Source organism: Rhizobium sp. BK289 (assembly GCF_014193575.1).
Classification (GTDB): Bacteria; Pseudomonadota; Alphaproteobacteria; order Rhizobiales; family Rhizobiaceae; genus Rhizobium; species Rhizobium tropici_C.
Window position 1 is genome coordinate 213090 of the sequence record NZ_JACHZO010000004.1, and the last position, 14987, is coordinate 228076.

Below are 14987 nucleotides of genomic sequence, written 5' to 3' on the forward strand. Positions count from 1 at the left end.
AATCGGGCCGGCGATTTCCAATTGCGCAATATCGCCGCACCTTATGGTGCATAGCGCGTGAAGACGTAGTCGTGATCCTTCACATTGCCGACATGGCAGCTGAGACAGGTCTCGTGCTGCGCAATATCCACCGGCTTGCCATCGATGAACCGCCCGAAGCCCCAACCGTGGCTATCGGGATATTTCTTCGAATCCTTCACCATGACCTGCACCGTTGTCGGCGCTCCCGGCACCGTTGCCGGCGCAAACTCCGTCGATTGCTTGCGCTTGTAGGCCAGCTTGACAAGGATCGAACCATCGGGAAAAGGCAGGGTACCCTTCTTATAGGCGTCGACGGCAATATCGTTGCCGAGCACCGCGCGAAGCTCGTCGAGCGGTGGGGCCTCCTGCGCCGGCGCAATGAATTTCCAGTCTCTATAACCTTCCGGGATGTTTACGCCATAAATCGGCGAGGCGTTTTCGGAGGGCGTCGCGGGGTCGGCGGACTGCGAAGCTGCAACGCCGACAGCAAGGCTTGAGACGACAAATGCGCCAAGGAATGCGAGTTTCATTTTGGACTCCTGCCCGATCGATGATTTGACGGGAGGATCGCGCCGAATTGTATCTGCCAGATTTCAGGAAGCAGCCCGATTGTATCGCAATGTAGCCTCGACAAGCGGCGGCGGGCCGTTATCTGTTCGGGGAATCGAACATCAGTCCCCCTTCCCATCGCGCGCGAGGGACGAACGGAATAGCCTTGGCGTCGTTCCCGTTCGACGCTTGAAGATATCGTAGAACCGGCTGCTGGAACCGAAACCGCAGTCATAGGCGATCTGGAGAATGGGCGCCTCCGTTTCCGCAAGCTGCTGCATCGCCCGCGCCAGACGATAGCGCGTGAGATATTCGTTGACAGGAATGCCAAGGAAGCTGCGGAAGATTTTGTTGGCGGTGCTCGGATGCATGCCGGCAAGCCCAGCCAATATCGGCAGGCTGACCGGCTCGGAATAACGGGCGTGAATGAGGTCGGTCAGCGTCTCGGCTCGACCTATGGCGGCGCCGCCGCCCAATGCCGAGGATTGGCGGGCGACAGAATGATCGTCGATGGGAGCATCGAGAACGAAGCGCCGTATTCTGAGTTTGACCTCATCCACAATCAGCTGGCGCTTGGCCGCATCGCCAAATTGCCAGTCTTGCACCCACTGAGGCAAAAGGACTGCGTCGGCTGCATAAGCGCGCGCATCCGCGAAAAAACGTCCTTGCATCATCGACTGGCGAACGCCGCGATCGATCGGCAGACCGAGGAAATCAACGAGCGGAAGATAGATGCAGACGAGCGGAGCATTCGGCGTAACCGCGACCGTTCTATGGGGAATAGCCGCCCAAAAGAGCACCAGCCGCCCCGCCTCGACCTGTTCCTGCCTCCCATTGAAGATGTAGGTCATCTGACCATCGAGCAGATAGTTCAGCTCGACATGATCGTGCCAATGCGCTGCGTTCATGGCGCCGGCGATGTGACGCTCGATCATGAAATCGCCCTGGGATGCGAGAAGAGCACCCTCCTCGGCGGATATGTGAAGTTTTGGCATGACTACTCGGCACCGCGGCGCGAATCCGGGAATAATCTGCTTATTATCGGGAAGAAATCCGATTTTGAAAGATGCATTCAGCTTCACAGATATCTCTTGTGGAGGCTTTTCCATGCCAAAGATCTGCCTGATCGGTGCTGGCAGCACCGTCTTTGCCCAGAACATCCTGGGCGACGTCCTCTCCAGCCAAAGCGGTGGCGATTATGTCATAAGCCTCTTCGACATCGATCCGGAACGTTTGAAAACATCCGAAATCGTTGCACGGCGCATATGCGAGGCGCTTCATCTCGACAAGGTGCACGTCGAGGCGACGCTAGACCGCAGGCAGGCGCTGCGAGGTTCGGATTTTGTCATTCTGATGATGCAGGTCGGCGGCTATAAGCCGGCCACGGTGACCGATTTCGAAATCCCGAAACGGTACGGGCTCCGGCAGACCATTGCCGATACGCTTGGGATTGGCGGCATCTTCCGAGGGCTTCGCACCATTCCCGTTCTCGAAGCGATCTGCCGCGACATGGAAGAAGTGTGCCCGAATGCCTTGCTCATGCAATACGTCAACCCGATGGCGATCAATTGCTGGGCGATCAAGGAGATTGCTCCGAGCATCCGGACCGTTGGTCTCTGCCACAGCGTACAGCACACAGCCGCCCATCTTGCCGATTGCCTTGGCGAGGATGTCGCCGACATCAATTATCTCTCGGCCGGCATCAACCATATCGCCTTCTTTCTCAAATATGAAAAGCTGCGTGCCGATGGCAGCCGCGAGGACCTCTATCCGCGCCTGCGCACCCTGGCCGAGGAAGGACGCGTCCCTTCGGATGATCGGGTCCGTTTTGATGTTCTCAAGCGGCTCGGCCATTTCGTGACGGAATCGAGCGAGCATTTTTCGGAATATACATCCTGGTACATCAAGGAAGGCCGTAGCGATCTGATCGAGCGGCTCAACATTCCCCTGGATGAATATATCCGCCGTTGCGAGGTGCAGATCGCCGAGTGGCACGAGTTGCGCCGCGACCTTGAAGGCGGCAAGCCGATCGATGTCTGCCGGAGCAATGAATATGCGGCCGGCATCATTCACGCGGCAGTCACCGGCCAGCCCGCGCTGATCTACGGAAATGTCCCGAACAACGGACTGATCCAAAATCTGTCTGACGAGTGCATTGTCGAAGTTCCATGCCATGTCGATCACAACGGCGTTCAGCCCATGCGCATCGGGCGGATACCTTCGCAGCTCGCCGCCGTAATGAACTTGAGTATTTCCGTGCAAGGACTGACGGTCGAGGCGGCGCTGACGAAGAAACGGGATCGCATCTATCAGGCGGCTCTGCTTGATCCGCATACCTCGGCGGAGCTGTCGCCTGATCAAATATGGACGCTTGTTGACGACATGATCGAGCAGCACGGCAATCTCTTGCCCGCTTATCATTAGTCCATTTGGGCGTCCCAGACATCATGTGAGCGCGCGGCTTCTTCGCAAGAGGATGCCGCGCGCTCACATTTTGTGGTTTCCGCCGATTAGAAATTAGATCAAAAAAGATCAGAATCATGATTGACATTGATCTTATTGAATGGAAACTTGAGCGAAATAGAAACCTTCGTGGGACAGGAGTTTTCGTTGAGCCAAGCCGGGGGAGTGAAAGTGGATCGCCTCGACGCTATTCGCAGCCATCTGTATGCGAATGGATTTTCGACCATTCAGGCGCTCGCGGATGCCATCGGCGCCTCCCTGGCAACGGTGCGCAGGGACTTGCAGGTCCTCGAGCGGGAAGGCGCCATCGACCGCGTGCATGGCGGCGCCCGGATCGCCGAGGGGTCGTCGGTGGAGCTTGCCTTTCAGGAGCGGGCCAAGCGCCATCTGTCGGCCAAGCGCGCGATCGCAACGGCTGCCTACAATCTGCTAACGCCGCGCACGGCCATTTTTCTCGATGCTGGCACGACGGTTCTGCAACTGGCACGGCTCATCCGCCTGAACCCGATGCCGCTTCGCATCTTCACCAATGGCCTGACGGTGGCGCAAGAATTCCTCAATATCCCCAATCTGGAAGTCGTCTTGCTCGGCGGCCAGCTTCGCAGCGAAAACGCTTCGCTCGTCGGACCGCAGGCCGAAGCGATGCTCGAGAGCATCTGGTTCGATCAGCTTTTCCTCGGTGCAAGCGCCATCAGCCCGGATGGCGCGATCTATAGTGTCGACAGCGCCGAAGCGAGCCTCAACAAATGCATGCTCAGCCGTTCAGCGCATCGTTTCGTGCTCGCCGATTCCTCGAAGTTCGGCACGATGGCAACCTATAAGGTCGCTCCCCTGAATGCCGCCAAGGTGATAACCGATGCGGGCCTTTCCGCGCATTGGCGCAGCGAACTCGTCAATCTCGGCGTCGAGATGACGATTGCGGATCTCGGAGCGCCGGAATGAGCGACGAGCTGATCCTCGGCATCGATGGCGGCGGCAGCAAGGTGCTGGTCGCGCTCGCTGATCGAGCCGGCAACATACTCCAGATGTCGCGCAGCGGCGGCGTCAATCCAATGGACAATCCGAACTGGCGGCGCGAACTGGATCTTGCGCTGTGCCCCTTCCTGGAGCGGGACCAGCCGGCGGTTGTCGCCGCCGCATTGCCGGCCTATGGCGAAGTGGCCCGCCTGTCGGAGCAGCAGCGCGAGGCGATCGAGGCCAGCTTTCCCAAGGCGAAGCGGCATATTCTCAACGATGTCGACGCAGCACATCTTGGCGCCTTTGCCGGAGAGCCAGGTATTCTGATCCTATCCGGCACAGGTTCGATGGCCTGGGCGCGCAACAGCGCTGGGGTTTCTGCACGCGTCGGCGGCTGGGGCGATGTCATCGGCGACGAAGGCAGCAGCTATTGGATCGGGCGGACAGCACTCAGTCTCGTCAGCCAGAGTCTCGACGGCCGTGCAGGCCCGACCGCGCTGGCCAAGGCCATGTTCGAATTCCTGAACCTCGACAGTATCGACCCGGTCAACGCTCTGGGAGGCTGGGTAAGTGAACTCAAAAACCCTCGTGCTGATATCGCTGCCCTTTCGGTTCTCGTCGATCGCGTCGCACGTGCCGGCGACCGAGCGGCAAAGCAGCTGATCGGCGAGGCGGCGTCCGAGCTTGCAAAGCATGCCGAAGCCATAGCGCCGCATTGCGATCCGGCGGCAGACTGGACCTATGCCGGCGGAACATTTGCAAGCCGCGCCCTGCTTGCCGCACTGGAGCGGCGCATCGGCCGTCCGGCTGTGAGCCCCAAACTTCCTCCCATCGGCGGCGCTCTTCTGGCGGCCGCCCGTCTTCTCGATTGGCCGGTGAATGACGGCTGGATCACGCAAATCGCCGCAACGGCAAAGACCGCAGCGGTGCATTCAGGTGAAGCAGACCTCAATAACAAGGAAAGAAGGGAACATGCGTAAATTAACTTTGCCATTCGTCGCCTTGGCGGCGCTCGTTGCCGCCGTTCCGGCTCTCGCTCAGGATGCGAAGCCGCTTGCCGGCCAATCGATCACGGTGCTGATGCCTTCGCCGCAAGCGCCGAATATCGCCGGCGACTTCGAAGCCGAAACCGGCATCCACGTCAACATGCAAACCTTATCTTGGGACGATATCCGCCCCAAGCTCGTCACATCGCTGATCGCGGGAACAGCGCCGGCCGATGTCACCGAATTCGATTGGTCGTGGACCGGCCAGTTCAGCGCCGCAGACTGGTATCTGCCGCTCAACGACGTGATCGACACCGACACGGTCAAGGATATCGGTGTCTCCAAGATCTTCACGGTCAACGGCAATCTGCTCGGCGTGCCTTATACCAACGACTTCCGCGTCATGCTGATCAACAAGAAGCATTTCGCTGATGCGGGCATCACGACAATGCCGAAGACACTCGACGAGCTTGTCACCGCTGCCAAGCAGATCAAGGAAAAGAAGATCACGACCTATCCGATCGGCCTGCCGCTTTCGGCGACCGAAGGTGCGTCGACGAGCTGGTACCTGCTAACCAAGGCCTTCGGCGGCGAACTGTTCGACAAGGATTTCAAGCCGCTTTTCGTCTCGAAGGATTCCGCCGGCTACAAGGCGCTGGCCTTCGAGCTGATGCTGTTGAAGGAAGGTCTCGTCGATCCCGCCTCCACCGGCCTCAAGGACAGCCAGATCAATGAGAGCATGTTTGCCCAGGGTGTCACCAGCATCATGATCTCGGGTGAGCCGGGCAGGATCGGCCAGATGAACGATCCCAAGCAGTCGAAAGTGGCCAGTCAGATCGAGGCGATCCTGGTGCCGACGGCAAGCGGCGAGACCCGCAGCTTCGGCCTTCCCGAAGCGCTCGCCATCCCCCGCGTTTCGCAGAACAGGGAAGCCGCCATTGCCTTCGTCAAATGGTTCACCAGCAAGGAGTTCCAGAAGAAGAACGCGGCCAATGGTGCATTGCCGACCCGCACTTCGGCATTGTCGGAGCTCAATGCCGCCGGCCAGTTGTTGAGCGGCGATACACTCGTTGCGCAATCGAAGACCGTCGAGCCGCTGTTCCGACAGGGCACTCCCCCCTGGTATCCGGAATTCTCGAGTGCGGTAAATACGGCGATCAATAGCGCCGCAAAAGGCCAGGTCACCGTCGATCAGGCCATGCAGAACATCGCCGAAGCGGCAAAGCAGGCATCGGCGCAATGACAATCGCAATCTCTGCCAGTGGCAGGAGCAAGCGTGGTGCCGGCGTCAAGGCCGACACCATGCTGGGTATCCTGCTTATCTCGCCGATCCTGATCACGATGACGGCCCTTGTCTTCTACCCGATCGGAAGAACGGTGTGGGACAGCCTGCACAGGGTCAATCCGATGCAGGCGGGAACGCCCTTTGTCGGGCTTGAAAACTACACGCGCATGCTCTCCGACGGGCAACTGGGCACGACCTGGATCAATACGTTTCTCTACGTTGTGCTCGCAGTCGTGGCCGAGACCGTGTTCGGCGTGCTTGCCGCCGCTCTTATCAATCAGGTCAAGGTCGGCCGGCAATGGCTACTCGCAGCTGTCGTCCTGCCCTGGGCGCTGCCCGGTGTCGTCAATGCGGTGATCTGGCTCTGGATCTACCAACCCGGTGCGGGATTGCTGAACGGCATTCTCTCGGCGGTCGGCTTGCCATTCGAAAACCACGTCTGGTTCAACGATCGCACCAGCGCCATCATTGCAGTCACGGTGGTCCACGTCTGGCGCATGATGCCCCTGACCGTCGTCATCGTGCTGGCCGCCATGCAGAGCATTCCCGCTCATCTCTATGAGGCCGCGCGCATCGATGGTGCGACGCGCACACAGATGTTCGCCCTTGTTACGCTTCCGCTGGTGCGCAGCGCCATTGCCGTTGCCATGACCAACGCGACCGTCAATGCATTCAACCTCTTCGACGAAGCCTGGGTCTTGGCGGGCTCGAGCCTCGAGACGCGACCGGTTCTCGTCCAGATCTATCTCGAGACCTTCCAAAACCTGCGCTTCTCCTACGGCATGGCCTTGTCTCTCGTGATCACGCTGGTCTCGTTGCTGGTCTCGCTCGTCTATGTCCTGCGCGTCTATCGCAACACTCGGTTTGACTGATGAAACAGAGCCTTTCCTATCGTTTGCTGATCTGGGCCGGTGTCGCGGTTCTTCTGATCTGGTCGCTCGGGCCGATCTACTGGACGCTCGCAAGCTCCGTCACGCCGACCGAGGACTTCTCAGCTAGACCCATCCATTTCTTTCCGCAGCATTTGACGCTGGATCATTTCTCGCGCTTGTTCGGTATCGATATCGCTCGAATTGGCGGTGTTCAGGTCTGGTCGCAGTTTCGCGCCGCACTGATCAACAGCATCGTCACCTCGGTGGCTGCAACGCTTCTTTGCGTGGCGATATCGGCACTCGGTGCCTACGCCTTCACGCGGATCCAGTTTCCAGGCCGGGGCTTTTTGTTTGCCGCCGTCGTCGCGACGCTCGCAATCCCCGGTTATGCCGTGCTCATTCCGCTTTATCGGATCATGATCAGCCTGCATCTGGTCGATACTTATGTGGGCGTGGCGCTGATCTATGTCTCGGCTTACCTGCCCCTGTCGCTCTGGCTGTTGCGCAGCGTCTTCGAGGCATTGCCGATCGCGCTTGAAGAGGCGGCACAGCTCGATGGCGCCGGCAGGCTCTACATCTTCTTCAACATCGTCCTGCCGCTTGCCGGTCCCGGCCTGACGGCGGCAGCCATCCTGACCTTTCTTGGCGCATGGGGGCAGTATCTCGTCCCGCTCATCTTCTCGCCGCAGGCGACGAAGCCCCTGACGGTGCTGATCCCGGAATTCGTCACCAAGAACTTCATTGACTATGGGCTGATCACGGCAAGCGGATCGATTGCCATCATCATCCCCGCCCTGGTCGTCATCTTTCTCAATCGATACCTCGTCAGCGGTCTGCTGGCCGGATCGGTCAAGTAAATCGGAGCTGATATGAATACGACGGAAAAGGTGATATTCGAACAATTCCCTTATTGGGAAAAGGCGATTGGACCGGTCTCCGCCCCGCATGATGCCGAACTGACGGTTTTTCTGGGCTGCGGCACATCCTACAATCTTGCTTTGTCGCTTGCGGCTCACGCCAATCTTGCCGGCTATCCGGCGATTGCCGTACCGGGTGCGGAATGGCTGAACCGGCCGGCCGCCTTCTGGCCGCGCTGGCAGAAGGTCCATCTGGTGGCCCTTTCCCGCAGCGGCGAAACGACGGAAACCGTTGCTGCCGCCAAGACAAGCCGCAAAGCCGGCGTTTTCGTCACTGCCATCACGGTCGAGCCCGAAAGCTCGCTTGCCAAGAACTGCGACCGGCTGATCGAAGCGGCGACCCATGGCGACGAAGGCATCGTCATGACGGTCTCGGCAAGCCTGATGCTGCTCCTGGGCATGCAGATGGTCGGCGTGGAGATTCCGCTGTCGATCGTCCAATCGGCGCGCGTCCTGGCCGATCGGCTCGACAAGGCCCTCCCCGGTATCATCGAGGGGCGGTCGCATTTCGTTTTCCTCGGTAGCGGATCGCTCTACGGCATCGCTCTGGAAGGCGCCTTGAAGCTGATGGAGATGAGCCAGATCATCACTCAGGGCTTCCATCCCCTGGAATACCGCCATGGACCGATCAGCCTCGTCGATGAAAAGACCGCTGTTGTCATGCTCTACAGCGCCGACCAGAAGACCGCGGAAACGCTGCTGGTCGAGGAGCTGCGGCAAAAGGGGGCCACCGTCATCGGTTTTGGCGGCCCAGGCGATCTGGAGTTGACTGTCGATTGCGATCCGGCACTTGCGGGCCTCTGCGTGTTGCCGGCTCTGCAGATCCTCGGCGAACGGGCAGCGCAGTCGAAGGGTGTCGATACGGTATCGCCCCGCCACCTGACCAAGGTCGTGATGCTCGGATGAACGCGTCCCTCGAACACAATCGCCGTGCGGCGCTGAAAAAGCTTCTCGGCGATCGCATCAAGACATTGCCGCGCGGCATCGCCTCCGTTTGCTCCGCACATCCGCTTGTCATCGAGGCGGCACTGAGGCGCGCGACTTCCGAGGATGCGGCCGCTCTCATCGAAGCGACCTGCAACCAGGTCAATCAGGAGGGCGGCTATACCGGTATGACGCCGCGCGACTTCCGGCGTTTCGTGGAAGACACCGCCTCCACGGTCGGCTTTCCGATCGATCGCCTCATCCTCGGCGGCGACCATCTCGGGCCGAACCCATGGAAGAAGCTGCCCGCGGAACAGGCAATGGTGAAGGCCGAGGCGATGATAATGGCCTACATCGAGGCGGGTTTCGAAAAGATCCATCTCGATACATCGATGGGCTGCGCCGGCGAGCCCGCCGCCTTGCCGGACGAGCTGACGGCGGAGCGCGCAGCAAGGTTGGCGCGCGTAGCGGAAGAGGCTGCTCGCCGCTCCGGCCGCCGCTCGCCAATCTACATTATTGGCACCGAGGTCCCGCCGCCGGGTGGTGCCACCCATGCCCTCGACGAGCTTGAGGTGACGCGACCCGAGGCGGCGATAAACACGTTGGCAGTGCATCGCGAAGCTTTCGCCAAGGCAGGCGTCGAGAAAGCCCTGGAGCGAGTGATCGCGATTGTCGTCCAGCCCGGCGTCGAGTTCGGCAATGCCAATGTCGCCATCTACAGGCCGGATCGGGCGTCATTTCTGACCGGCGCGCTGGAGCAGATGCCTGGCCTACTTTTCGAGGCTCACTCCACGGACTACCAGCCTGCGGAGGCGCTTGCCGCCCTCGTGAACGACGGATTTGCGGTCCTCAAGGTTGGCCCGGGTCTGACTTTCGCCTTGCGCGAAGCGCTCTACGGCCTCGATGCCATCGCGTCTATTCTCGCCGGTGAGACCTTACCCGGCACGCTTTATGCCACCATGGAGACCGTCATGCTCGAAAGTCCGGGTCACTGGAATTCCCATTATGGCGGCTTGGTCGAGGAACAGCGCTTGCAGCGCCACTTCAGCTATAGCGACCGCATCCGTTACTATTGGCCGGACGAGCGGGCAGCAGCAGCGGTCGAGACGCTGCTTGCGCGCTTCGACGGTGATATTCCCGAAACGCTGATCAGCCAATACCTCCCCCGGATCTATCCGGCGGTGGTTGAAAAGAAGGTTCCACCTCGCGCGCGGGATCTCTGCATTGCGTCGATCGATGCCGCCCTCGCACCCTATTCCGCCGCAACGATCGCATAGGTCGGCAGGGCGCGGGCGATCAAACAACACGTTTTTCTAATTGGAGATCAATATGGCATCGGTCAGCGTGGCGAATGTCCGCAAGAGCTACGGTCACTTCGAAGTTCTGCATGGTGTGGATATCGATATCGAAGACGGCGAGTTCGTCATTCTCGTCGGGCCTTCGGGCTGCGGAAAATCGACCCTGCTTCGCATGATCGCCGGACTTGAGGAGATCAGCGGCGGCAATGTCGCCATCGGCGGCAAGGTGGTCAACGATGTCGAGCCCAAAAGACGTGACATCGCCATGGTGTTCCAATCCTACGCTCTCTATCCGCATATGACCGTCGAGGCGAATATGGGTTTTTCGCTCCGGCTGGCCAAGGCGCCGAAGGAAGAGATCCGGCAGCGCGTACGCGATGCGGCGCAGATCCTCGGCCTGGAAAACCTGCTCGACCGCCATCCGCGCAATCTGTCCGGCGGCCAGCGCCAACGCGTTGCCATGGGCCGCGCGATCGTGCGTCAGCCACAGGTATTTCTCTTTGACGAACCGTTGTCCAATCTGGACGCCAAGCTGCGCGTGCAGATGCGCTCGGAAATCAAGCAGTTGCACCAACGTTTACGCACGACCACGATCTACGTCACCCATGATCAGATCGAAGCCATGACGATGGCGGACCGCATCGTCGTCATGCGCGACGGTTATGTCGAGCAGATCGGTTCGCCTCTGGAGCTATACGACCGACCCGCCAACCTCTTCGTTGCCGGCTTCATCGGTTCTCCGGGGATGAATCTCATTCGCGGCAAGATCAGCAGCGCCGGCCCGCTGGAATTCGTCGCTGATGGCGGCGGACGCCTGCCGTTGCCGCAAGGGCTCGATGTCACGCGAGGAGCCGAGATCATCTATGGTATTCGGCCGGAGAACATCTCGATCAGCGAAGCCGGCATCGATACCGACGTCGTCGTGGTTGAGCCCACGGGAGCAGAGACGCTGATCGTCTCCCGCATGGGATCGGACGATCTCGTGACGGCGTTACGCGAGCGGGTAAGTACGCGGGTTGGAGAGCGTCTCTCGTTAATGCCCGATCTTGGAAGGTTGCATCTTTTCGATGGAGCGACCGGCCGTCGGCTTGAATGAGCCAACCTCTCCCGATCGAAGCTCATCGCGACTCGTGACCGCCTGAAAAAGACGATCAATGGAAAATGCCACGATGGTGCGTGTTCTGAAGCTTCTGATGAAAGGCCATATGCATACTTGACTTATTCATAACTCTCCAGCTATTCATCCAACCAATAGCTGGAGAGTTATGAATTGCCATGGCCAACGGTCACGATCCAATTTTCAGGGCTCTCGCCGATCCGACGCGGCGGGCGATTTTCGAGCGATTGTGCCACAATGGCGATCAGACCGTTGCTGCGCTCACCGCTTATGCCGGGGTATCCCAACCAGGTGTTTCGAAGCATCTTGCCGTCCTGAAACAGGCGGGGCTGGTGGGTGACCGGCATGAAGGACGCCAGACCCATTATAGCGTACGGCGAAACGCTCTTAAGCCGCTGGTTGATTGGGCAAGCCAAATGGCTGGCTTTTGGGAGGACAAGCTCGACGATCTCGAAGATCTGCTCGGCAGGATGGATCAATGAAAGAAGCATCGCCCGAGGTGCGCGCCGCCGTCGTCGAGCGAGACATCGCTCATCCGCCGGAACGGGTCTGGCGCGCCCTAACTCAGCCGCATCTGATGGCGGAATGGCTGATGAAGAACGACTTCGTTCCCGCCTTGGGCCACAGGTTTACTCTTCGCAGCGACTGGGGCGGTGTCTTGGATTGTGAGGTGCTCGTCATCGAGCCGAACAGCAGACTGTCCTACACATGGAATTTCACACATGATGACCCGGCTTTCGATCTGAAGAGTGTCGTGACCTTTACGCTGGCACCGACGGAGAACGGAACCCATCTGCGCGTGGAGCAGCGCGGCTTCCGGCCGGATCAGAAACAGGCCTACGGAGGTGCCAAAGCTGGATGGCGGCGGTTTCTTGGAAGGCTTGAACAGGTGCTGACGAGCGTAAGTTGAGGCCATCGCGGCAAGCCGGGGGTGTAATCATGCTTGCACCGTCCTGCCGCTTGCTTTCATCGGGCCCATTATCCTGTTTCGACGCGTCGACTAGCAAAATTTGGAGGTGGATGAGGAAATGATTACCGATATCGAGGATTTCTTCAGCAAGGGATGCGGACGCTGCGAACGCTTTGCGACCCCGGACTGTTCGACCAGACAATGGATTGGTGGTCTGAACGAGCTGCGTCGAATCTGTCTGGAAGCGGGGCTCATCGAGACGGTAAAATGGGCACATCCATGCTACATGCATCAGGGCCGCAATATCGTCATCATCGGCGCATTTCGCGGCGATTTTCGCCTCACTTTCTTCAACGCGGCACTGATGAAGGACCCCGAGGGCGTGCTCGAAAAACAAGGGCAGAATACCAGGCATCCCGATATGATCCGCTTCGTGAACAATGCCGCCGTGGCAAAACTGGAACCCATCATCCGCGCCTATCTGAAGGAGGCAATGGGATATGCGGAAGCGGGCATGAGGCCTGCGAAAGAGGTGGCCGAAATCGAATTGCCAGACGAGTTGATCGAGGCGCTGGATTCCGATCCCGAGCTGGCGGAGGCTTTTCACGATCTGACACCAGGGCGAAAGAAAAGCTATGTAATCAACCTCGGCTCCGTGAAGAAGTCCGAAACGCGGGTCGCGCGCATAGTAAAGTTCCGCGATCATATTCTCGCCGGAAAAGGTGCATTGGAGCGGTAGCCGATCCCCTCGACCGGCCGGCCAACCTCTTCGTCGTGGGCTTCGACGTCATTTCCCCGAAGCCCGACCTTGGCAAGCTTCACCTTATCGACGGAGCGACAGGCCGGCGGATCGGTAACGGCGGAGATTGAGTTCCCTTCGCATAAACGGCTCATCGGAAATCGGGTGGCCACGGTTCCAGTTCGGACGCTAGGCTTCAGGTTCTCGCGGCGACCGGGCGCTTCCAACGCTCGCGGTAGCCCACCCAAACCGAGGACATGACATGAACACCTTGCTATCCACTTTTGCTCCATCTCCGATGGAACGCTCTGTCCAAGCGCGGGTCGACGCTTATGATTGGAAGACCCTTGCTGGAGAACTCGACGGTTTCGGCTGCGCCATCCTTCCGAAGCTTCTCGCACCCGGCGAATGCGATGCAATCTCCCGCCTTTACCCCGAGGAACGCCACTTCCGCAGCCATGTCATCATGGCGCGTCACGGTTTCGGAAAAGGCGAATACCGCTATTTCAATTATCCGTTGCCCGAACTTCTTAGCGGATTACGCACTGCGCTTTATCCTCATCTGGCCGGGATCGCGAACGAATGGAACGAGCGCATGGGCGCGGACGAGCGCTATCCGGATGAGCACGCGTCCTTCCTGAAGCAATGCCATGCGGCCGGCCAGGCACGCCCGACGCCGCTATTGCTGCAATATGTGCCCGGAGACTTCAATTGCCTGCACCAGGACCTCTACGGCGAGCTTGCCTTTCCGATCCAGGTCGCGATCCTGCTTTCCGAGCCGGGCCGAGACTTTACCGGGGGCGAGTTTGTTCTGACGGAGCAGCGGCCGCGCATGCAAAGCCGTGTGGAGGTCGTGCCCCTTCGCCAAGGCGATGCCGTCGCCTTCGCGGTTCATAACCGCCCGGTGCGAGGAACAAAGGGGAACTACCGAGTCAATCTCCGGCATGGGGTCAGCCGGGTTCGCTCTGGCATGCGTCACACTGTCGGCATCATCTTTCACGATGCCCGATAATGGCTGCCACCATTCTCAGCCCACGAAACCGGCGTAGCTCTCGCCGGTAATCCTGCGCATGATCGCGGTATAGGCCTCGTGATTTTGGTCTCCCGCCGAAACGCGCCCCAGCGAGGGCTGCGCGAAGGCCGAGATCGGCAGCAGGGCCAGCGGCGTCGAGACGGGCGTGAGATGCGAGCCCTGCCCGGCGCGCAAGGTCGTCAGAAGGCCAAACATCTCGCCCGTGATGCTGGGCCGCGACAATATGGCCATGCGGTACTGCCCGGACGAATTCGTCACCAGATAGATATGCCCCGACAGATGCGGAACGGAGACCGAGCCATGCTGCGAAAACGAGGCGTCACTGCGCTCGCGTTCCCGGAAGCTCAAACAGGTACGCTCTCCGTCCCAGGCGATCTCGGTACAATAGGCGAAAATCGCATTCGGATCGCCGAAGGACGGACGCAGCGTCAGGTAGGTGCCTTCGAGCCACGAGACCGAAGCGCGGGAATAGGCACCGAGTTCCTCAGGGGCATGGCCCGGCTTGTCGTTGATGACAGTCGATTGTGCTCCGCTCGCATCGCGCAGGACGACACCCATCGCCTGCTCAAGGCGGATAAGGGTCGCAAGCGTGAAGGGCCGGTGGCCGGAAAGAGCCTTCTCCAAGGTCGAAAGACTGATGCGCGCATCGTTGGCAAGACGCTGACGGGAAATGCGCCGGCGGGCGATCTCTTCGCGAACCCGCGCCGCCACGGCGCTGTTCTGATGTTCGGATAGATACGGGTCGCCCTGGACCATTCACTCGTTTCCTGATTGCGTAATTTTCTTCACAATTCCACACATGACCGCCACCGGCAAGACCGTTTGCGGCAAGATGCGGACGAAACAGGGCAAAGCTTACGCTGGCGGGAAAATAGCCTTTGTTCACAATGGCTTCAGTCATTCCACAGCGAACAAG

The 14987-nt window shown here is 59.6% G+C and carries 16 protein-coding genes; 13 read left to right on the forward strand and 3 right to left on the reverse strand.

Annotation, left to right across the window (positions count from 1 at the left end; all coding sequences use genetic code 11):
* Positions 1-41: 41 nt before the first annotated feature.
* Together FHT84_RS09495 and FHT84_RS09500 are read right to left on the reverse strand one after the other, a co-directional pair.
* Positions 42-551: a cytochrome P460 family protein gene (locus FHT84_RS09495; protein WP_112345736.1), complete on the reverse strand. Its 510-nt coding sequence runs from the start codon at positions 549-551 to the stop codon at positions 42-44.
* A 141-nt stretch (positions 552-692) separates the two neighbouring features.
* Positions 693-1565, reverse strand: coding sequence for a helix-turn-helix domain-containing protein (locus FHT84_RS09500; RefSeq protein ID WP_113249071.1), 873 nt, complete (start codon positions 1563-1565; stop codon positions 693-695).
* A 112-nt stretch (positions 1566-1677) separates the two neighbouring features.
* Between FHT84_RS09500 and FHT84_RS09505 the strand changes: the two genes are divergently transcribed.
* The 13 genes from FHT84_RS09505 to FHT84_RS09565 all read left to right on the forward strand — a co-directional run bounded on the left by FHT84_RS09505 (position 1678) and on the right by FHT84_RS09565 (position 14050).
* On the forward strand, positions 1678-2994 hold the full coding sequence (locus tag FHT84_RS09505) for an alpha-glucosidase/alpha-galactosidase (protein WP_113248883.1): 1317 nt from the start codon (positions 1678-1680) through the stop codon (positions 2992-2994).
* A gap of 186 nt (positions 2995-3180) precedes the next feature.
* Positions 3181-3975 carry a DeoR/GlpR family DNA-binding transcription regulator gene (locus FHT84_RS09510; RefSeq protein ID WP_112345733.1) on the forward strand — a complete coding sequence of 265 codons (795 nt, stop codon included), beginning with the start codon at positions 3181-3183 and terminating at the stop codon, positions 3973-3975.
* Entirely contained in the window at positions 3972-4970 is a 999-nt protein-coding gene (locus FHT84_RS09515; RefSeq protein WP_113248884.1) for a BadF/BadG/BcrA/BcrD ATPase family protein, read from the forward strand. Before FHT84_RS09510 ends, FHT84_RS09515 begins: the two co-directional genes overlap by 4 nt.
* Complete coding sequence (locus tag FHT84_RS09520; protein ID WP_183761927.1) at positions 4963-6219, forward strand: sugar ABC transporter substrate-binding protein; 1257 nt, start codon at positions 4963-4965, stop codon at positions 6217-6219. Before FHT84_RS09515 ends, FHT84_RS09520 begins: the two co-directional genes overlap by 8 nt.
* Positions 6216-7133, forward strand: a complete 918-nt coding sequence (locus FHT84_RS09525; RefSeq protein ID WP_113248886.1) for a sugar ABC transporter permease — start codon at positions 6216-6218, stop codon at positions 7131-7133. The genes FHT84_RS09520 and FHT84_RS09525 overlap by 4 nt, the downstream gene beginning before the upstream one ends.
* Positions 7133-7990 carry a carbohydrate ABC transporter permease gene (locus tag FHT84_RS09530; protein ID WP_113248887.1) on the forward strand — a complete coding sequence of 286 codons (858 nt, stop codon included), beginning with the start codon at positions 7133-7135 and terminating at the stop codon, positions 7988-7990. The genes FHT84_RS09525 and FHT84_RS09530 overlap by 1 nt, the downstream gene beginning before the upstream one ends.
* 12 nt (positions 7991-8002) lie before the next feature.
* Positions 8003-8956 (forward strand): SIS domain-containing protein, encoded by a 954-nt coding sequence (locus FHT84_RS09535; protein WP_113248888.1) that lies wholly within the window; start codon positions 8003-8005, stop codon positions 8954-8956.
* Positions 8953-10251, forward strand: coding sequence for a D-tagatose-bisphosphate aldolase, class II, non-catalytic subunit (locus tag FHT84_RS09540; protein WP_113248889.1), 1299 nt, complete (start codon positions 8953-8955; stop codon positions 10249-10251). Before FHT84_RS09535 ends, FHT84_RS09540 begins: the two co-directional genes overlap by 4 nt.
* Before the next feature lie 52 nt (positions 10252-10303).
* A complete protein-coding gene (ugpC, locus tag FHT84_RS09545; RefSeq protein ID WP_112345726.1) occupies positions 10304-11368 on the forward strand; it encodes a sn-glycerol-3-phosphate ABC transporter ATP-binding protein UgpC in 1065 nt (354 codons plus the stop codon).
* Positions 11369-11547: 179 nt separating this feature from the next.
* A complete protein-coding gene (locus tag FHT84_RS09550) occupies positions 11548-11871 on the forward strand; it encodes a metalloregulator ArsR/SmtB family transcription factor (protein WP_112345725.1) in 324 nt (107 codons plus the stop codon).
* Complete coding sequence (locus FHT84_RS09555; protein ID WP_113248890.1) at positions 11868-12299, forward strand: SRPBCC domain-containing protein; 432 nt, start codon at positions 11868-11870, stop codon at positions 12297-12299. The genes FHT84_RS09550 and FHT84_RS09555 overlap by 4 nt, the downstream gene beginning before the upstream one ends.
* A 118-nt stretch (positions 12300-12417) precedes the next feature.
* Positions 12418-13038, forward strand: a complete 621-nt coding sequence (locus FHT84_RS09560; protein ID WP_169645374.1) for a YdeI/OmpD-associated family protein — start codon at positions 12418-12420, stop codon at positions 13036-13038.
* A 262-nt stretch (positions 13039-13300) separates the two neighbouring features.
* Positions 13301-14050 carry a 2OG-Fe(II) oxygenase gene (locus FHT84_RS09565; RefSeq protein ID WP_113248892.1) on the forward strand — a complete coding sequence of 250 codons (750 nt, stop codon included), beginning with the start codon at positions 13301-13303 and terminating at the stop codon, positions 14048-14050.
* Positions 14051-14065: 15 nt separating this feature from the next.
* Here FHT84_RS09565 and FHT84_RS09570 read toward each other — a convergent pair whose 3' ends face one another.
* Positions 14066-14827 (reverse strand): helix-turn-helix transcriptional regulator, encoded by a 762-nt coding sequence (locus tag FHT84_RS09570; protein WP_112345721.1) that lies wholly within the window; start codon positions 14825-14827, stop codon positions 14066-14068.
* Positions 14828-14987 lie beyond the last annotated feature (160 nt).